Origin of the sequence: Altererythrobacter sp. B11 (genome assembly GCF_003569745.1) — a bacterium.
Lineage (GTDB): Bacteria > Pseudomonadota > Alphaproteobacteria > Sphingomonadales > Sphingomonadaceae > Croceibacterium_C.
In genome coordinates this window covers 1,620,058-1,638,566 of record NZ_AP018498.1, presented here as the reverse complement: position 1 = coordinate 1,638,566, position 18,509 = coordinate 1,620,058, and the positions used below count along the sequence as shown (strand labels likewise).

Below are 18,509 nucleotides of genomic sequence, written 5' to 3'. Positions count from 1 at the left end.
GGGTTGCCGCGCCTATGGGAGCCGCTGCGATGCCGCAACCCCGAACGGCACGATCCGGTTCTGCGCGTCATGCCCGATGTCGGCGCTGCCGAGGTAGGGAATACCGGCCCGCGCGCACCAGTACCGGGCGATTTCCTCCGGCTGCGCGCCAAAGGGCCGGTCGTTCTCCGGCACATCGCTCACCCGCCCCAGCCGCAGCCCGGCGATCCCCCCAAGATGCTGCGTAACGTGGAAGAACAGCCGGTCGATGGCATAGAGATGCTCGGCCACTTCCTCCACCATCACCACATGGCCGGCGAGGTCGGGCATCAGATCGGTGCCGCACAGCATGGCGAGCGTCATCAGGTTGAAGGCCACCACCGGCCGCTGCGCCAGCGAGTGATCGGGTTCGATCGGCTCCCCCGCCAGAAACGCCAGGCTGCGGCGCACCGCCTGCTCCCCGCCGTCGCGCCGCAGGTCCATCGGCATCGGCCCATGCACCGATCGGCCGATGCCGGCGCGGTAGAGCCCTGCCAGCAGATAGCCCGCGTCCGAATAGCCGAGGAACGCCTTGTCCCGCGCCGCCGGGCCCATGCGCGAGATTGCCGCAGAGGCGATGCGGTTGGCGCCATAGCCGCCCCGCGCGAACCACACGGCGTCCACCGCCGGGTCGCTCGCGCAGTCCAGCAGCGCCGCCAGCCGCAGCTCGTCCGCCCCGGCGAAATGCCCCTGTTCGACAAAGCACTGCTCGTGGAAGGCAAGCTCCAGCGAAGGGAATTCCGCCGCCAGCGCGCTCACGCGCTCCGCCAGTTCGCGGGTGATCGGTGTGGCGGGTGCGCAGATGGCGATACGGCTCATGCGCGACTGGTAGCTTTGCGAGTTGTAAAGTCGAGAGGGCGCGCATAGCAGATAGTGCATGAATGACGCCGCTACGCTGACCGATCACCCGTGGTTCTTCGTTGGCATCGGCGGTTCGGGCATGCTGCCGCTGGCTACCATCCTGCGCGGCCGGGGTGCCGAGGTTGCCGGGTCGGACCGCAGCCGGGACCAGGGGCTCAACCCCGCGAAGTTCGCATGGCTGGAACGGCAGGGCTTCACCCTCTTCCCGCAGGACGGCAGTGGCATCACTTCCCCTCGCCAGACGCTCGTCGCTTCGGCGGCGGTGGAAGACAGCGTGCCGGAAGTCGTCCGCGCGAAGGAGCTGGGCTGCCCGCGCATGAGCCGGGCCGAACTGCTCGCGCAGCTGTTCAATGCGGCCGGGCAAGGGGTGGCGGTGGGCGGCACCAGCGGCAAGAGCACCGTCACCGGCATGCTCGGCTGGATCATGCTGCAGGCCGGCACCGATCCCACGATCATGAACGGCGCGGTGATGAAGAACTTCGCCACCGCCGACGCCCCCTTCGCCAGCGCGCGCGTGGGCCGGGGCGAGACCTTCGTCAGCGAAGTGGACGAAAGCGACGGATCGATCGCGCTTTACCGGCCGCAGGTCGCCGTGCTGCTCAACGTCAGCCTCGACCACAAGAGCATGGAGCAGCTGCGCGTGCTGTTCCGCGATTTCCTGCGCTCCGCACGCATGGCGGTGGTGAATGCTGACGATGTGGAGGCCAGCTTCGTGGCGGAAAAGCTGCCGAAGGTGCTCACCTACGGGATCGACAGCCCGGCCGCGCAGATCGGCGTGGTGCCCGGCACCGCCGAATATGGCCCCACCGGCCTGCGCGCCGCGGTGATCGACCGGCGCGACGGCACGGCCCACCCGCTCGTCCTCTCCATGCCCGGCAGGCACAATCTTTCGAACGCGCTGGCCGCGATCGCCGGGGCCGCCGCAGCGGGGGTCGAGGTGGAAGCCGCAGTTCGCGCGCTACGCGGCTTCGCCGGGCTGGCCCGCCGCTTCGACATCATCGGCACCAGCCCTTCGGGCATCACCGTGATCGACGATTTCGGCCACAATCCGGAGAAATGCCGCGCCACGCTGCGCACGCTGAAGGCGCATGAGGGGCGCGTGATCGCCTTCTTCCAGCCGCATGGCTATGGCCCGCTGCGCCAGATGGGGCACGAACTGGCCCGCACCTTCGCGCGCGAGCTCGGGCCGGATGACGTGACGATCCTGTGCGATCCGGTCTATTTCGGCGGCACGGTGGACCGCAGCGAGGGCAGCGAACGCATCGTGGAGATGATCCGCGCCGCCGGCGGGCGGGCGGAGTATATCGCTGACCGCGCCGAGTGCGGCGCCCGCATCCGCGAACTGGCCGCCCCGGGGGACCGGATCGCGGTGATGGGCGCGCGGGACGACACGCTCACCACCTTCGCCAGGGATCTGCTGGCAGCCCTGCCCTAGCGCAGGCGATAAAAGCGGATGCGCACGGCCGACACCTTCGAATCGGGGGCCATTTCCAGCGTGCCGATGAAGGCCGACTTGCCCAGCCATTCATATTTGCCGAGCGGCGGCTCGAACACCGGATGGGTGCGCACGGGCGGCGGTGCCTGCCCTGCTGCCGGCGGGCAGATGACGCCGGTGTTCACCACATTGATGACCACGCCGTCATCCGTCTTGAGGAAATAATCCGCCTTCACATCGGTGCAGCCATCGGCCCGGCGCAATTGCCAGTCCCATCCGCCGGGCACCACTTCGCCGCGGATTTCCGGCCCTTCGAAGGTTCCGCCGGTGATCGGGATGATCAGCCGTCCGCCCCGCGCAGTGTCGCCGGGCGCCACCGCCTGCCCCAGCAGCACCGTCTCTTCGAAGGCGAATTCCAGCTTCGGCTCCTGCGGTGCCTGTGCCGCGGCCCCGCCTGCCACCAGTGCAGCGCCAAGCGCGCTGGCCACGGCCATGGTTCGTGCCTTCATCGTTCCTCCCCCTTGTTGATTCCGGCCTAGCCGAACTTGCATTCCCCGGCAATTTCGGTATGTGCGCCCCTTCCGCGCCCCTGAGGGGGCAGGAAATTCGTCAAAGAAAGCCGGAGGGGCCCCGCGCATTCGGTGCGGACAAGCCAGCGATCGGCATGAAGTGAAAGGAAGCGCAACATGGCTCGTTACGAGCATGTGTTTCTCGCGCGTCAGGATCTGAGCCAGGCTCAGGTCGATGCGCTTGCCGCCGCCGCCACGGAAATCGTGGAAGCGAACGAAGGCAAGGTTACCAAGACCGAGACCTGGGGCCTCAAGAGCCTCGCCTACAAGATCGACCGCAACCGCAAGGCGCATTTCGTCCTCCTCAACATCGAGGGTCCGGGCAGTGTCGTCGCTGAGCTGGAGCGGCAGAACCGCATCAACGAAGACGTGATCCGCTGGCTCACCATCGCGGTGGAAGAGCATGAGGAAGGCCCGTCCGTGCAGATGCGCAAGAACGAGCGCGACCGGAAGCGCCGTGGAGGAGACAACTGATGGCCCGCCCGTTCCTCCGCCGCCGCAAGTCCTGCCCCTTCTCGGCCAAGGACGCCCCCGCAATCGATTACAAGGACGTGCGCCTGCTGCAGGGCTTCATGTCCGAACGCGGCAAGATCGTGCCGAGCCGCATCACCGCCGTTTCCGCCAAGAAGCAGCGTGAGCTGGCCAAGGCGATCAAGCGCGCCCGCCATCTGGGCCTGCTGCCCTACATCGTGAAGTAAGGAGGGCGGACCGATGGATATCATCCTGCTCGAACGTATCGAGAAGCTGGGCACGATCGGCGATGTCGTTTCCGTGAAGGACGGCTACGCCCGCAACTTCCTGCTGCCGCAGAAGAAGGCGCTGCGCGCGAATGATTCGAACCGCAAGGTGTTCGAAGCCAATCGCGACCGCCTGGAGAAGGAAAATGCCGAACGCCGCAGCGATGCGGAAAAGTCCGGCGAGAAGGTGGCCGGCACGGAAATCGTGCTGATCCGCGCTTCCTCCAACTCCGGCCAGCTCTATGGCTCGGTCAATGTGCGCGACATCGTGCTGGGCCTCGAAGAGAAGGGCCACAAGATCGACAAGCGCCAGGTCATCCTGGGCAGCCCGATCAAGACGATCGGCATGTTCGACGTGACGATCGCGCTGCACCCCGAAGTGCACATCACGATCAAGGCCAATGTCGCCCGCTCGGATGACGAAGCGGAGCTGCAGAGCCAGGGCGTGGACGTGATCGCCCAGATGAACGAGGACGAGCGTTCGGAGAGCGAAGGCTTCACCGAAGCCGTCGACCCGACCCTCGAACCGGGCGAGATCCCGGCCGAGCTGATGCAGGGCGCCGACGAGGGCGAGGACGCCGCCGAAGGCTGAACCTGCCGGTTCCCATAAGGAAAAGGGGCGCGATCCACTGCGGATCGCGCCCTTTTCTTTGCCTGCTCCAGACGCGCACGGAACGCCGGCCTAGGCGATCGCAACAAAGATACTTTGGATTGTAGCGAAGCGCTGGCTAGACACCATTATGGACTCAGCACAGATCATTTCCACCCTTACCGCCGTGTATGATGCGGCCGTGGCGGCGCTGCGCGACGACATCGCCGAATATGCCCGTTCCGGCACCCCGCCCGCCCCCGAGCGGCGGCACGACGGCAGCTATTGCTACCCCGAGCTGCGCATCCATTTCGGCGGGATCGGCGACCGGCAGGATCGCACGCGCGCCTTCGGCCGGCTGCAGCTCCCCGGCACCTATGCCACCACGGTCACGCGCCCCCGGCTGTTCGCCGGCTATCTGGCCGAGCAGCTGGAACTGCTGAAGAGCGATTACGAGATCGAGATCGAGATCGTCCCTTCGCGGCAGGAAATCCCCTTCCCCTATGTGCTCGACGGGCAGCAGGGCGCAGCGATGGCGAGCGTCCGCCCGACCGAGTTGGCGCGCTATTTCCCCACCACCGAACTGGCGCTGATCGGGGACGAGCTGGCCGACAATGTCGAGCTGGATCCCGCCATGCCGATGCCGCTGTCTCTGTTCGACGGGTTGCGCACCGATTTCAGCCTGGCGCGGCTCGCCCATTACACCGGCACCCCGCCGGAAGACTTCCAACGCTTCGTGCTGTTTACCAACTATCACCGCTATATCGATGAATTCGTGGACTGGGCCGGCACGCAGGTGGGCAATGGCACCTATACTGCGCTCACCGGCACCGGCGGGCTGCATGTCGGGGAGCGGACCGAAGGGGCACGCGCCCAGCTTTCGGAAACGAGCTGGCGGCGGCACCAGATGCCAGCCTATCACCTCCATGCCGGCTCCCGCCTCGGCATCTCGCTGGTGAATATCGGCGTCGGCCCCTCGAACGCCAAGACGATCACCGATCACCTTGCCGTGCTGCGGCCGGAAGCGTGGCTGATGATCGGCCATTGCGGCGGCCTGCGCCCCACGCAGAAGATCGGCGATTTCGTCCTCGCACACGCCTATCTGCGCGACGATCACGTGCTCGATTCCGTCCTGCCGCCCGAAATCCCCATTCCCGCCATCGCCGAAGTGCAGGTGGCCATGGCCTCCGCGGCGGAGGAGGTCAGCGGCGTGCAGGGGCTCGATCTCAAGCAGCGCATGCGTACCGGCACGGTGGTGACGACGGACGATCGCAACTGGGAGCTGCGCTATACCCACACCGCCCGGCGCCTGTCGCAAAGCCGCGCCGTGGCGATCGAGATGGAAAGCGCCACGCTGGCGGCGCAGGGCTATCGCTTCCGCGTGCCCTACGGCACGCTGCTCTGCGTCTCGGACAAGCCGCTGCACGGCGAAATCAAGCTGCCGGGGCAGGCCAATGTCTTCTACGAGGAAGCGATCGCCGCGCATCTGCAGATCGGCATCCGCTCCTGCGAGATCCTGCGCGCCGAAGGCCCGCGCCTGCATAGCCGCAAGCTGCGGGCCTTCAACGAACCGCCATTCCGCTGACGGGGCGCCAGCCCCGGCGGGCGGTGGCGCTTACCAGCCGCTGGGCTTGCCCTTGTTCTGTTCGTCCAGCCACTTCTTCAGCGGCGCGAAATAGTCGAGCATCGGCTTGGCGCTTAGCTCGCGGCTGCCGGTGAACACCTCCAGCGCCTCCGGCCAGGGCTTGCTGGCGCCCATTTCCAGCATCGCGTTCAGCTTCTCGCCCACCTGCTTGTTGCCGTAGAAGCTGCAGCGGTGCAGCGGTCCCTTCCAGCCCGCCTGCTCGCACGCGGCCTTGTAGAACTGGAATTGGAGGATGCGCGCGAGGAAATAGCGCATGTAGGGCGTGTTGCCGGGAATGTGATATTTGGCGCCCGGGTCGAAGGCGTCTGCCGGCCGCTCCACCGGCGGCACGATGCCCTGATACTCGCGCTTCAGATCCACCCAGGCGGTGTTGTACTGCGCCGGGCTGATCGATCCGTCGAACACCCCCCAGCGCCATTTGTCTACCAGCAGGCCGAAGGGCAGGAAGGCCACCTTGTCCATCGCCTGGCGCAGCAGCAGGCCGATGTCCTTGTCGGCGCTGGGCACCTGCGAACGGTCCAGCAGGCCGATCTGCACCAGATATTCCGGGGTGATCGACAGGGCGATGAAATCGCCGATGGCTTCGTGGAATCCGTCATTCGCGCCGTTCAGATAGAGATACGGCTGTTCCTTGTAGGCACGCTGATAGTAGTTGTGGCCGAGCTCGTGGTGGATCGTCACGAAGTCATCGGCATTCACCTTGATGCACATCTTGATGCGGATATCGTCCTTGTTGTCCACATCCCAGGCACTGGCGTGGCAGACCACTTCGCGGTCGGCCGGCTTCACGAAAAGGCTGCGTTCCCAGAAGGTTTCGGGCAGCTTTTCGAAGCCGAGTGAGGAATAGAAGCCCTCCCCCGTCTTCACCATGTCCAGCGGCTGCTTGCCCTGCGCCTTCAGCAGATCGCCGATGTCATAGCCCAGATCGCCGGCCCCCGGGGGCGCCACCAGCGGATAGATATTGCCCCATTCCTGCGCCCACATATTGCCCAGCAGGTCCGCGCGGATCGGGCCGGAGGCGGGCTGCACCGCATCGCCATACTTCTCGTTCAGCCGGGTGCGGACATAGGTGTGCAGCGCCAGGTACAGCGGCTTCATTTCCTCCCACAGCCGCTCCGTCGTGGCGGCGAATTGATCCGGGTCCATGTCGTAATTGGACCGCCACATGGCGCCCGCATCGGCAAAGCCCAGTTCCTTCGCGCCTTCGTTGGCGATGGTCACCAGCCGTGCGTAATCGTCCTTCATCGGCGCGCCGACATTGTCGTGCCAGCTCTTCCACATTTCGGCGTATTCGGCCGGCGTATGATCGAGATTGCCCATCTCCGCCTCGATGTCGGAGCCGGAGATCGCCTTGCCATCGAGCGTGCCCTTGCCCTTGCCGTATTGCGACTGGAGATCGGTGGCGATCGTGTTCAGCTCCGCCGCTGCACCGGGCGTGGTCGGGGCCGGCAGCACGATGCCGTTGCGCAGGATATCGAGCTTGCGCGCCACATCCGGATCGAGACCCTTCACGCGGGCGTAGCGGGCGGCCTGCAGCGCATAGCGCACCGCCTTTTCCGTACCCACGGCGCCGCTTTGCGCGGCCAGCGCGTCGGTATCCGGGGTGATATAGGTGGCGTTGACCCAGGCGATGCGGCTCGCATCCACCGAGTAATCGAACAAATCCTTCTCGGCCGCAGCCACGAAATCGGCCGCGCCCTGCGGCGTCATCGGAAACTCGGCCTTCGCCTCTGTCGCTGGGGCATCCTCCGCGGCGAAGGCGGGGGTGGCAAGATTGGCAGCAAGCGCCAGCAGCGCGGCGGAGGCGAGCAGTTTCATTGCGATTGGTCCTCGGCAGTCCGGATTGTTTCAATTGCTACCGGTCTGAACGCGAAGGCAGGGCAAATCAACCGGGCAAATCAGGCCGCCAGGAAGCGGACGATCTCCTCCCCAAGCGCGCGTTCGGTGACGGAACTCATATGCGTGCCGGGCACCTGCTGCAGCCGCGCTTCCGGAAGCATATCCGCCAGCGCTTCGGGCGAGCCGTTGTCGCGATCGTCTTCGCCGCAGAGCACCAGCGTGGGACATCGGATGGCGGCAAGGTCCGCCTCTTCCATGTCGCACACGCTCTGCAGCAGCAGGCGCGCGGCGACGCGGTCCACCTTCATGGTCTTCATGAACTGCACCGCCATATAGGCGCGGTCGCCCCGCTCCACTTCCGCGAAGCGATCGATGGCGTCGATGAAGAAGGCGGCGCGGCAATCCCAGCCGGCCAGCCCTTCCAACCCCATGCCCGACAGCACCAGCCGCCGCGGCGAGAGGCCGCTGACCACTGCCCGCGCCGACGTGCGAGAGCCGAGGGAGAAGCCCACCAGGTCGAAGTGCTCCAGCGCCAGCGCCTCGACCACGGCAAACAGGTCGCGCACCAGCACATCGGCCGGATAGGCGGCGGGGTCGTGCGGCGCGTCGCTTTCGCCATGGGCGCGCAGATCGGGCATGATCGCCTCGAACCCCGCGTCAGCCAGCGCCTGCGCGTGGCCGAAGCGGATCCAGTTCATCTGCGCGCTCGAGAACAGGCCATGGAGCAGCAGCACCGGGCGGCCCGCGCCCAGCCGGTGCACCGCCAGCTGCGTGCCATCGAAGCTGGCGATCTTCTCGCTACGTACTCCGTCCCCGTCGCTCATTCCGGCGCCTCCATTCCCGCGTCGTGCCAGCGCCGCATAACGGCCTCGTTCTCCTCGCTGCGATATCCGGGCAGGCCAGTCAGATCGGTCCACGCGTCGAGCATGCTCTCGGTGGCGTAATTGTGCGCCGGGCGGAAGGCGGCGGGATCGTCGAAGGCGCCCACCGTCAGGTCCATCGTCTCGCTGTCCGGGAAGGCGAAGCCCAGCGGGGTGCCGCAATGGCTGCAGAAGGGCCGGCGCGCGATGGGTGACGAGGCGTACCAGTCCGGCTCACGCTCCCACGTCACATCCTCCTTGCGCACGCCAGCGAAGGCAATCCACGCCCCGCCGGTCGCCTTGCGGCACATCTTGCAGTGGCAGGCATAGGCCTTGTCCGGCTCCACCGCCGCCGAGAAGCGGATCCGGCCGCATTGGCAGCCCCCGGTCATCGTCTCCACGCTCAAACCTCCATAGCTGATGGCGCGCGCACCCTTGGGGCAACTAGCGGAAGAAGCAGTTTGTGCCGGCGAACAGCGCCGTCACCACCGCATCCGGCCCCGCACCGCTGGCGAAGCCGCCGATCGTGCCGCCATCGGGCGCGGTGTAGCGGAACTCGCCGTCGAGCGAGCTGTCCGGCAGCAGCTCCACACTGCGCTCGCCGCGCAATTCGGCAAGGGTGACACCGGGACGGATACCGTCGCTGGTCACCATGCCTGGCCCTTCCTTCATGAGCCAGCCCACCAGCCGGTCATCCTGAAAGTTGAGCGTCAGTGGCCCGAAGGAGGAAAACTCCATCGGGCCGGCACCGCATTCCATGTTCCGGTCGATCTCGAACGGCGCATCGGGGAAGACGGCGCGGGCATCGTCCTCCACCACTTTGCGCGCGGTGCTGAAGGGCCGGCGCTTGGTGCCGAAGGACACGCCCTGCGCATAGACCACTGCGCGCGGCGTGGGCTTCGCCTGCGTGGGAGAAGGTGCTGCGGTGGGCGGAGGCGCGGATGTTCCGCCGGGTGACGGCGCGGGGGGCTGGTCCTCCCCCGCCCCTCCGCAGCCGGCCAGCAGCAGCAGCATGCCGGCCAGTGCGAAGGTCCGCGCCATGGGCTCAGCCCTTCTTCAGATGCCGCCGGCCGAGCAATTCAGCGATCTGCACGGCGTTGAGCGCCGCGCCCTTGCGCAGATTGTCGGAGACGCACCAGATGGTGAGGCCGTTGTCGACCGTCGGATCCTCGCGCACGCGGCTGATGTAGGTCGCCCCGTCGCCGGCGCTTTCCACCGGCGTCACGTAGCCGCCGTCTTCGCGCTTATCCACGAGCATGCAGCCGGGCGCCTCGCGCAGGATGTCCATCGCCTGCTGCGCGGAAATCTCGTTCTCGAACTCGATGTTCACCGCTTCGGAATGGCCCACGAACACGGGCACGCGCACGCAGGTGGCGTTGAGCTTGATCTTCGGGTCGAGGATCTTCTTCGTTTCCACCACCATCTTCCACTCTTCCTTGGTGGAACCGTCATCCATGAAGACGTCGATGTGCGGGATCACATTGAAGGCGATCTGCTTGGTGAATTTCTTCGGCTCCACCTGGTCGCCCACGAAGATGGCGCGGCTCTGCTCGAACAGTTCGTCCATGCCTGCCTTGCCGGCCCCGGAAACCGACTGATAGGTGCTCACCACCACGCGCTTGATCGTGGCGGCATCGTGCAGCGGCTTCAGCGCCACCACCAGCTGCGCCGTGGAGCAGTTGGGATTGGCGATGATATTGCGCTTCTTGTAGCCGTCGATCGCATCGGGATTCACTTCCGGCACGATCAGCGGGACATCGGGATCCATGCGGTAGAGCGAGGAATTGTCAATCACCACGCAGCCGGCCGCAGCCGCCTTGGGGGCATATTCCTTGGCCGGGCCGGAGCCGGCGGCGAACAGGGCGATGTCCCAGCCGGTGAAATCGAAATGCTCGATATTGCGGCATTTCAGCATCTTGCCCGTGTCGCCCAGCTCCACTTCGGTGCCGACCGAGCGCGAGGAAGCAACCGCCGCAACCTCATCCATCGGGAATTCGCGCTCCGCCAGGATCGCGAGCATCTCGCGTCCGACATTGCCCGTCGCGCCTACAACCGCAACCCGATAACCCATGTCCTGCCTTACCTTTCGCGTCCCCGACCAAAGCCTGCCGGGCGGCGGGGGAGTTAGCCCCCGCGCCCCGTGCTTTCAACCCTCAGCACCCGAATAGGCTGGAGTAGCTCAGGCAAAGCCGGCGAGATGGGCGAGCAACAGCAGCGTAGCGGCGAAGGCGCCGATGGTGCCGAAGGCGGCAATCGCCGGATGCGCGCGGCTTTTCCGCCAGGAAAGCAGGTTCACCGTCCCGAACACCAGCAGGAACACCACGCTCGCCCCCGTGACCAGCGCGGCAAGGCCGCCGATCACCGCCAGCGCCAGTGCGGCAGCGGCGATCACCATCACGCCGAAATAGGGGGCGCCGGCACGGTTCTGCCGCGCGAAGGCCTGCGGCAATTCATCCTCCACGGCCACTTCGCGCGCCAGCCGCGCGGTGGAGAACAGCGTGGCGTTGATGGCAGAGCCGGTGGACAGCGCCGCCGCCAGTGTCACCACCAGCAGCCCCGGCTCGCCCAGCGCGGCCTGCCCCGCCTTGGCCAGTGCCACTTCGCCATCCGCCACGATCGCGGCGGTGCCGGTCAGCATCGGCACGGCCAGCGCCACGGCGATATAGACCGCGATCGCCGTGCCGATCGTCAGCGGCATCACCCGCCTGATCTGGCGCTTGCGGTCCGCCATCTCGTCATAATCATAGGCGAGCAGTTCGAACCCCTCATAGGCCATGAACACGCTGGCCGCGCCCACCACCGCGCCGAACCAGCCGGGCGGATCCGCCACGGCCAGGCTGGCAGCATCGAAGCGGGCAAGGCCCATGGCGGCCAGGCCGACCAGGATCACCAGCTTGCCCACCACGATCGCCAGTTCCAGCCCCGCCGCTTCCCCCGCGCCGCGCAGGTTCACCAGCGCGAGCAGGATGATTGCCGCGGCCGCCATCGCGCCGGGCAGCCAGTGCGGCCCGCCCAGCGCATTGGCGAGATAGGAGCCGAAGGTGGCGGCATAGACGGCGCAGGTCAGCGTATAGCCCAGGATCAGCACCCAGGCGGACAGCTTGGCCACGCGGGCGAAACCGGCATCGCGCAGGAAGCGGTAGATCCCACCGGCCTTGTCGCCCGCCACGGTGAGCGACGACATGCAGTGGCCGGTGGCCATCGCGATGAGGCCGCCGATCAGGAAGCTGGCCCAGGCCCACTGCCCCGCTACCGCGATGACCACGCCAAGGGTGGAGAAGATGCCGCCGCCGATCATGCCGCCGACGCCGATCGCCCAGGACTGGCCGAGCGAAAGCTGCCCGCCCCCGCCCCGGCTCATGTCCGCGCAGCCTTCACTGCTGGGGCGCTACGCCGTGGCGATCGAGGAAGTCGAAGATCGTGGTCCACAGATGCACGCTCACCTTCGGGCCGCCCACGCGGTGGGTGAAGCCCGGGTAGAACATCATCTCGAACGGCACCGCCTCCCCCTGCAGCCGCGCGGCGAGTTCGGTGGAGTTTTCGAACACCACATTGTCATCCGCCATGCCGTGGATCAGCAGCAACGGATCGGCGATGTTCACCGCATCCTCGATCGCGTCACTAGCGGCATAGGCCGCGGCATCGGCCTGCGGCGTACCCATGTAGCGTTCGGTATAGGCGGTGTCATACAGCTCCCACCGCGTCACCGGCGCACCGGCGATGCCCGCGGCATAGAGGCCGGGATCGGCCTCCAGCATCTTCAGCGTCATATAACCGCCGTAGGACCAGCCATAGGTGGCGATCTTGTCGGGATCGACGAATTCCAGCGTCTTCAGATACTCGGCCCCGCGCTTCTGGTCCTCCACCTCCACGCTGCCCATGGCGCGGTTGATCGGCTTTTCGAACGCGACGCCGCGATTGGGGCTGCCGCGATTGTCCAGTTCGAAAAAGATATAGCCGCGATCGACGATATATTGCTCCAGCGCGCCGCCCCAGCCCTTGGTCACGGTCTGCGAATGCGGCCCGCCGTAATGCTGGAAGAACACCGGATAGCGCTTGCCCGGCTGCAGCTCCGGCGTGATCATCCGCCAGTGGAGCGGCTCCCCGTCGGCGCCGGGGATCGTGCCATAGGTCGGCAGACGATGACCCGCCATGTAGGGCGTATAGGGGTGATCGGCGTCGATGGCGTTCTCCACGATCCAGGTCAGCCGGTTGCCATCCTCATCCGCGAGATAACTCTGCGGCGGCTGCGCGGCGGAGGAACGGCTGACGAGCAGCAGCCGGCCGGTCTTGTCCATGCTGGCCGAATTGGCGAAACCCGGATCGCTCAGCCGCGCCAGCCGGTCCGGCTCCGCCAGATCGAGTGAATAGACCTGCTGCGCCAGCACATCATCCTGCGTGCCGGTGAAATAGACCCGTCCGGCATCCTGATCGACGCCGACCAGCTTGGTCACCACCCAGTCCCCGCTGGTGAGCTGGGTCCATGCGCCGTCCGCCAGGCGATAGAGATGGCCATAGCCGCTGCGTTCGGACCACCAGATCAGGCTGCCGTCCTTCAGGAAGCGATAATTGTCGCTCAGATTGATCCAGTGGCCGGGCGCGGCTTCCTCGCTGAACAGCACGCTGCTGGCCCCCGTGGCGGGATCGACCTTCAGCATGTCCAGCCGCGTCTGCGCCCGGTCCAGCCGCTGGACGTAAAGCGCGCTGCCATCGGGCGCCCAGTCCACGCGGGCCAGATAGATGTCCTTGTCAGTCCCCAGATCCACCTGCACGCGGTTGCCGCCATCGGGGTCGATCACGAACAGGCTGACATCGGCATTGGGAGTGCCCGCGGCGGGATAGCGCTGTTCATAGGTGCGCGTGCCGCTGGCGCCGATTGCCGCACGGGTGACAATGCCCACCGGACTTTCATCCACCCGCGCCACGGCGATGCGACGATCGTCGGGCGACCACCAGAAGCCGGTGGAGCGATCAAGCTCCTCCTGCGCCACGAATTCCGCCACGCCCCAGCTGACGAGATCGCCTTCCGCCGGGGTGACCGGCTGCGGGTCCGGCGCCAGCTGGTCCAGCGCCCCGGTCCACAGCCGTCCGTCCCGCACGAAGGCGATATAGGCGCCGGTCTCGCTGAGCTTCGGATTGAGTTCGCTCTCTTCCGTGTCGGTCAGGCGCAGCACCCGGCCGTCCAGCCCGGCAAGATAGAGATCGCCGTCGAGCGGCACGAGGATGGACTGGCCATCTTCCGCCCAATCATAGGTGACGATGCCCTTGAGGCTGCCGATGCGCTGCCGCTCGCGCTGCATCTTCTCCGCCTCGGACAGTTCGCGGCCAGAGCCCAGCTTCTCGCTGTCCACCAGCATGCGCCATTCGCCGCTCTGCCGGTCATATCCCCACAGGTCGTAGCGATCGCGGTCATCCGGCCGGTTGCGCAGCAGCGTGAGATAGCGCCCATCGGGCGAAAGCCGCTCGCTGCGCGGGCTCGGTCCGTCCAGGCCGGGGCTGCCGAACACGCGTTCCAGCGTCAGGCCATGCTGCGCTGCTTCATCCATGGGCTGATCCTCCTGCGCCGCGGCGATAGACGGAACGGCCAGCAGGGCAAGCATGCTGGCGGCGGCGAAATGGCGGGCAAGGCGCATCGGCGGGGCGGGCTCCAGACAGAAAAGGGCGCCCCGGTTGCCCGGAGCGCCCTTTCGTTACGCATGAAATCGCGTGGTTTGAAGGCCCGGGGCCTTACTTGGTCACATTCTCGCGGCGCTCGGCGATGCGGGCGCGCTTGCCGGTGCGGCCGCGCAGGTAATAGAGCTTCGCCCGGCGCACCACGCCACGGCGCACCACGGTGATGCTTTCCACATTCGGCGAATAGAGCGGGAACACACGCTCCACACCTTCGCCGAAGCTGATCTTGCGGACGGTGAAATTGCTGTTGATGCTGCGGTTGGACCGCGCGATCACCACGCCTTCGAAATTCTGCACACGGGTGCGTTCGCCTTCAACGACGCGCACGCCGACGCGCACGGTATCACCGGCGCGGAATTCGGGAATGTCCTTCCCGTCTTTGAGCTTGCCGATCTGTTCGGCTTCGAGTTCCTGGATCAGACCCATGTCCGACTTCCCTATTCATCGCGCCGCGCGCCAGAGGCAGACTGGTCCCGAGCGCCCCTGTGGCGCTCCCAAAGGTCCGGCCTGCGTAACCGTGTGTCTTCTTCCGCGCGGTGTTTCCGCCACGCGGCTATCTTCGCATGATCCCCCGATCGCAGCACTTCAGGGATCGTGCGCCCTTCCCATTCCTGAGGTCGGGTATATTGCGGATATTCGAGCAAGCCTTCTTCGAAGGACTCCTCGCACCCGCTTGAAGGCGCGCCCATTACGCCGGGAAGCAGGCGAATGCAAGCATCGAGAATGGCCAAGGCGGCGGGTTCGCCGCCCGAAAGCACCATGTCGGCCAGGCTCACCTGCTCCACCGGCCGCCCTTCGAAGATCCGCTCGTCAAATCCCTCGAATCGGCCGCACAGGATCGTGACGCCCGGCCCGGCCGCCAAGGCGCGGATGCGCTGCTGCGTGATCGGGCGACCGCGCGGGGTCATTGCCAGCACCGGGCAGGCGGGCTGGCGGGCCAACGCATGGTCGATGGCGCTGGCCAGCACATCGGGCTTCAGCACCATGCCCGCGCCGCCGCCCGCGGGCGTATCGTCCACCGTGCGGTGCCGATCCGTGGCGAAATCGCGGATCTGCACCGTGTCCAGCGACCACGTGCCCTCCGCCAGCGCCCGCCCGGCGAGGGAGAGGCCGAGCGGCCCGGGAAACATCTCGGGATAAAGCGTCAGGATGGTGGCGGCGAAACTCATGGCCGGGCCGTTACGCCCCGGCGCCCGCGCGCGCAATCGCCGCCGGCAGGCTCAGCCCGCGATGGGCAAACCGTCCCCCGCCGCGTGATCCTCCACCTGCGGGGCGGAGTCGTCACGGCCGAGCCGTTTCGCCACCAGCCAGGCGGGGGGTAGGCAGAAGATTGCGAAGAGGATCACGGTGAACACGATCAGCGCGAGCAGGCCGAGCGCGTAATCCTGCGGATCGTCGATATCGGCATCGAGCAGGAAGCCGCCGAAGGCCAGCGACATAGGCAGCAGCGCCGCGACGGCCGCCGCGAGGATCGCCCGCCGTCCGGCCCGCCAGCGCGGCGCCAACAGCGAGAGGCCCAGCGCGAGCCCGGCAGACAGCAGCGCAGCGGTGGCCAGGGTGCCGCCGAAAATGAGGGTCAAATCCATGGAGTGCGCCCGATGATCGTCAACAAGGCGCTGAGGATAGCGCCGGTGTATCGCCAGCGCAATACACCGGCGCTCTCTCAATCGATGAAGGGCGTGGCGACGATCAGCCGCTCGTCATTCCATTCGGGCACGGCGGCCTCGACCATCGGGACCATGAAGCGCTTGCCCGGCCTGCCGTCCTCGCCCGCCGGCCGCTCGATCTCCACGATGTCGCCTGCGCCGAAATTCTCCACCGCCACCACCCGGCCGAGCGATTGGCCCGTATCGGACACGGCGGCGAGGCCGATCAGATCGGCGTGGTAATATTCGCCCTCCGCCAGCGGCGGCAGGGCGGAACGGGGGACGGTGAGCGCGGTTCCGCGCAGCGCCTCCGCCGCATTGCGGTCGGGGCTTTCGGCGAAGCGGGCGATGGCCCCACCCTTGTGATCGTCGCGCAGCGCCTTCAGCGTCAGCGCGCCGCCGTTGAAGCTGCCATGGCGCTTCAGCGCCGCAAGCCCTTCACCGAAGAGCTTGAGGCGAACTTCGCCCGTCACGCCATGCGCACCGGTGATGGCGGCAAGGGTGACGGGCTTGTCCTGCACCGGGGTCAGCCCTCGGCCTTGTCCTCGGAGGCTTCCTCAGCGGGAGCTTCCTCAGCAGCCGGAGCTTCCTCGGCCGGGGTTTCTTCAGCGGGCGCTTCCTGCGCCGGAGCTTCTTCGGCGGGCGCTTCCTCGGTCACTTCCTCGGCGGGGGCATTCGCCTCTTCCGCGGCAGCCTTGGCGGCTTCCTCGGCCTCGGCCTGCTTCGCCGCACGCTCCTCGGCGCGCTCCTTGGCCTTGTCGCCCGGCTCGGCCTTGTTCGGGTTGTTGCGGGCAGCGCGTTCCTTGATGCCGGCGGCGTCGAGGAAACGCAGCACGCGGTCGGTCGGCTGCGCGCCGACGCCCAGCCAGTAGCGGGCGCGGTCTTCGTTCAGCTTCACGCGGGCCGGATCGTCCTTCGCCAGCAGCGGGTTATAGGTGCCGATCTGCTCCAGATACTTGCCGTCGCGCGGGGCGCGGCTGTCGGCCACCACGATGCGGTAATAGGGGCGCTTCTTCGCGCCACCGCGCGAGAGACGGAGTGCAATTGCCATTACGAATTACCTTTCCAATACGAAATCGTTGTAAATCACTTCTTTTTCAAAAGATTCTGCAGCTCGGGCGGCAGGGCGCCGGCACCGCCGCCGGGCAGGCCCGGCATGCCGCCGCCTGCTCCGCCAGCCCCGCCGAGGCCGCCCAGTCCGCCGGGCCCACCGGCGCCACCCTTGCCGAACATGGCGCCCAGGCCCTTGAGCCCGCCCATCTTCTTGATCTGCTTCATCGCGCGGCCCATTTCCTGGTGCATCTTCAGCAGCTTGTTCACATCCTGCACCGAAGTGCCGGAACCGGCGGCGACGCGCTTCTTGCGCTTGGCGTTGAGCAGTTCGGGGCGCGCGCGTTCCTTGGGGGTCATGGAGCCGATGATGGCGTCCATATGCACCAGCACCTTGTCGTCCATGCCGCTGGCGGCCATCGCCTGCTTGGCCTTCTTCATGCCCGGCAACATGCCCGCGAGCATGCCCAGCCCGCCCATCTTCTGCATCTGGCTGAGCTGCATGCGCAGGTCGTTCATGTCGAACTGACCCTTGAGCATCCGCTCGGCCAGCTTGTCGGATTCCTCCTTGTCGATGACCGAGGCGGCCTTTTCGACCAGGCTGACGACATCGCCCATGCCCAGGATGCGGTCCGCCACCCGGCGCGGGTGGAACGGCTCGATCGCGTCCAGCTTCTCGCCCGTGCCGGCGAACTTGATCGGCTTGCCGGTAACGGCGCGCATGGAAAGCGCCGCACCGCCGCGTGCATCGCCGTCCATCCGGGTCAGCACGATGCCGGTCAGCGGCACTTCGTCGGAGAAGCTCTGCGCCACATTCACCGCGTCCTGGCCGGTGAGCGAATCGACCACCAGCAGCACTTCGGTGGGCGCGGAGACGGAGGCGACGGCCTTCATCTCGGCCATCAGCGCATCGTCCACATGCAGGCGGCCGGCGGTGTCGAGCAGCAGCACGTCCACCGCCTGCAGCCGCGCCGATTCCAGCGCGCGGCGGGCAATGTCCACCGGCTGCTGCCCCGCCACGATCGGCAGGGTGGCGACATTCGCCTGCTCGCCCAGCACCTTGAGCTGTTCCTGCGCGGCCGGGCGATTGACGTCGAGCGAAGCCATCATCGGCTTCTTGCCCTGCCGCTCCTTCAGCAGGCGGGCGATCTTGGCCGTGCTGGTCGTCTTGCCCGAGCCTTGCAGGCCGACCATCATGATGACCACTGGCGGCCGCGCGTCGAGCTTCAGCGGCTCCGCCTCGCCCGCCCCGTCCTCGTCCCCGCCGAGCATGGCGACCAGCTCGTCATTGACGATCTTGACCACCTGCTGCCCCGGCGTGACGGAGCGCAGCACCTGCTGGCCCACCGCGCGTTCGGTGACGCGGGCGATGAAATCGCGCGCCACGGGCAACGCCACATCGGCTTCCAGCAGGGCGATGCGCACTTCGCGCATGGCCTCGCGCACGTCCTGCTCGTTCAGCGAGCCGCGGCCGCGCAGGCGGTCGAAAACCCCGGTCAGGCGATCGGATAGCGTATCGAACATGGTCCTCGCTTCACTCCGGACTTACGACGCCCGCCTCTGCCGGGATTTCCGCGCCGCCGTGCA

Annotated in this window: 20 protein-coding genes; 5 read left to right on the top strand and 15 right to left on the bottom strand. The window is 66.9% G+C overall.

Annotated elements, in window-relative coordinates:
- Positions 1-12: 12 nt before the first annotated feature.
- On the bottom strand, positions 13-837 hold the full coding sequence (locus AEB_RS07885) for an LD-carboxypeptidase (RefSeq protein WP_119082694.1): 825 nt from the start codon (positions 835-837) through the stop codon (positions 13-15).
- Between the two features lie 58 nt (positions 838-895).
- Between AEB_RS07885 and AEB_RS07880 the strand changes: the two genes are divergently transcribed.
- The gene (locus tag AEB_RS07880; RefSeq protein WP_119082693.1) at positions 896-2,314 is read left to right on the top strand and encodes a glutamate ligase domain-containing protein; all 1,419 of its coding nucleotides are present in this window, start codon (positions 896-898) and stop codon (positions 2,312-2,314) included.
- On the opposite strand, the gene AEB_RS07875 is transcribed toward AEB_RS07880, so the two are convergent.
- Positions 2,311-2,823: a DUF3237 domain-containing protein gene (locus tag AEB_RS07875; RefSeq protein ID WP_119082692.1), complete on the bottom strand. Its 513-nt coding sequence runs from the start codon at positions 2,821-2,823 to the stop codon at positions 2,311-2,313. The two genes, AEB_RS07880 and AEB_RS07875, sit on opposite strands and share 4 nt — an antisense overlap.
- A gap of 177 nt (positions 2,824-3,000) precedes the next feature.
- Here AEB_RS07875 and rpsF point away from each other — a divergent pair, with 177 nt between their 5' ends.
- The 4 genes from rpsF (at position 3,001) to AEB_RS07855 (ending at position 5,794) form a co-directional block, all read left to right on the top strand.
- Entirely contained in the window at positions 3,001-3,357 is a 357-nt protein-coding gene (gene rpsF, locus AEB_RS07870) for a 30S ribosomal protein S6 (RefSeq protein ID WP_119082691.1), read from the top strand.
- The gene (gene rpsR, locus AEB_RS07865; RefSeq protein WP_119082690.1) at positions 3,357-3,581 is read left to right on the top strand and encodes a 30S ribosomal protein S18; all 225 of its coding nucleotides are present in this window, start codon (positions 3,357-3,359) and stop codon (positions 3,579-3,581) included. The genes rpsF and rpsR overlap by 1 nt, the downstream gene beginning before the upstream one ends.
- 13 nt (positions 3,582-3,594) lie before the next feature.
- Positions 3,595-4,212, top strand: coding sequence for a 50S ribosomal protein L9 (gene rplI / locus AEB_RS07860; RefSeq protein WP_119082689.1), 618 nt, complete (start codon positions 3,595-3,597; stop codon positions 4,210-4,212).
- Between the two features lie 148 nt (positions 4,213-4,360).
- Complete coding sequence (locus tag AEB_RS07855; RefSeq protein WP_119082688.1) at positions 4,361-5,794, top strand: AMP nucleosidase; 1,434 nt, start codon at positions 4,361-4,363, stop codon at positions 5,792-5,794.
- A 30-nt stretch (positions 5,795-5,824) separates the two neighbouring features.
- On the opposite strand, the gene AEB_RS07850 is transcribed toward AEB_RS07855, so the two are convergent.
- From AEB_RS07850 to ffh, 13 genes are all read right to left on the bottom strand, one after another.
- On the bottom strand, positions 5,825-7,672 hold the full coding sequence (locus tag AEB_RS07850; RefSeq protein WP_119082687.1) for a M2 family metallopeptidase: 1,848 nt from the start codon (positions 7,670-7,672) through the stop codon (positions 5,825-5,827).
- A gap of 80 nt (positions 7,673-7,752) precedes the next feature.
- Positions 7,753-8,517, bottom strand: coding sequence for an alpha/beta fold hydrolase (locus AEB_RS07845; protein ID WP_119082686.1), 765 nt, complete (start codon positions 8,515-8,517; stop codon positions 7,753-7,755).
- A complete protein-coding gene (locus AEB_RS07840; protein ID WP_119082685.1) occupies positions 8,514-8,945 on the bottom strand; it encodes a GFA family protein in 432 nt (143 codons plus the stop codon). Before AEB_RS07840 ends, AEB_RS07845 begins: the two co-directional genes overlap by 4 nt.
- Positions 8,946-8,997: 52 nt before the next feature.
- Positions 8,998-9,594 carry a hypothetical protein gene (locus AEB_RS07835; protein WP_119082684.1) on the bottom strand — a complete coding sequence of 199 codons (597 nt, stop codon included), beginning with the start codon at positions 9,592-9,594 and terminating at the stop codon, positions 8,998-9,000.
- A gap of 4 nt (positions 9,595-9,598) precedes the next feature.
- Positions 9,599-10,624: an aspartate-semialdehyde dehydrogenase gene (locus tag AEB_RS07830; protein WP_119082683.1), complete on the bottom strand. Its 1,026-nt coding sequence runs from the start codon at positions 10,622-10,624 to the stop codon at positions 9,599-9,601.
- 108 nt (positions 10,625-10,732) lie between these two features.
- Positions 10,733-11,914: an APC family permease gene (locus tag AEB_RS07825; protein ID WP_119082682.1), complete on the bottom strand. Its 1,182-nt coding sequence runs from the start codon at positions 11,912-11,914 to the stop codon at positions 10,733-10,735.
- A gap of 13 nt (positions 11,915-11,927) precedes the next feature.
- The gene (locus AEB_RS07820; RefSeq protein WP_119082681.1) at positions 11,928-14,186 is read right to left on the bottom strand and encodes a S9 family peptidase; all 2,259 of its coding nucleotides are present in this window, start codon (positions 14,184-14,186) and stop codon (positions 11,928-11,930) included.
- A gap of 94 nt (positions 14,187-14,280) precedes the next feature.
- Positions 14,281-14,652, bottom strand: coding sequence for a 50S ribosomal protein L19 (gene rplS, locus AEB_RS07815; RefSeq protein WP_119082680.1), 372 nt, complete (start codon positions 14,650-14,652; stop codon positions 14,281-14,283).
- Positions 14,653-14,663: 11 nt separating this feature from the next.
- Positions 14,664-15,395: a tRNA (guanosine(37)-N1)-methyltransferase TrmD gene (gene trmD, locus AEB_RS07810; protein WP_119082679.1), complete on the bottom strand. Its 732-nt coding sequence runs from the start codon at positions 15,393-15,395 to the stop codon at positions 14,664-14,666.
- Between the two features lie 51 nt (positions 15,396-15,446).
- Complete coding sequence (locus AEB_RS07805) at positions 15,447-15,812, bottom strand: hypothetical protein (protein ID WP_119082678.1); 366 nt, start codon at positions 15,810-15,812, stop codon at positions 15,447-15,449.
- Positions 15,813-15,889: 77 nt separating this feature from the next.
- Positions 15,890-16,393 (bottom strand): ribosome maturation factor RimM, encoded by a 504-nt coding sequence (gene rimM, locus AEB_RS07800; RefSeq protein WP_119082677.1) that lies wholly within the window; start codon positions 16,391-16,393, stop codon positions 15,890-15,892.
- Positions 16,394-16,398: 5 nt separating this feature from the next.
- A complete protein-coding gene (gene rpsP / locus AEB_RS07795; RefSeq protein ID WP_119082676.1) occupies positions 16,399-16,923 on the bottom strand; it encodes a 30S ribosomal protein S16 in 525 nt (174 codons plus the stop codon).
- 35 nt (positions 16,924-16,958) lie between these two features.
- On the bottom strand, positions 16,959-18,446 hold the full coding sequence (ffh, locus tag AEB_RS07790; RefSeq protein ID WP_119082675.1) for a signal recognition particle protein: 1,488 nt from the start codon (positions 18,444-18,446) through the stop codon (positions 16,959-16,961).
- Positions 18,447-18,509: the final 63 nt, after the last annotated feature.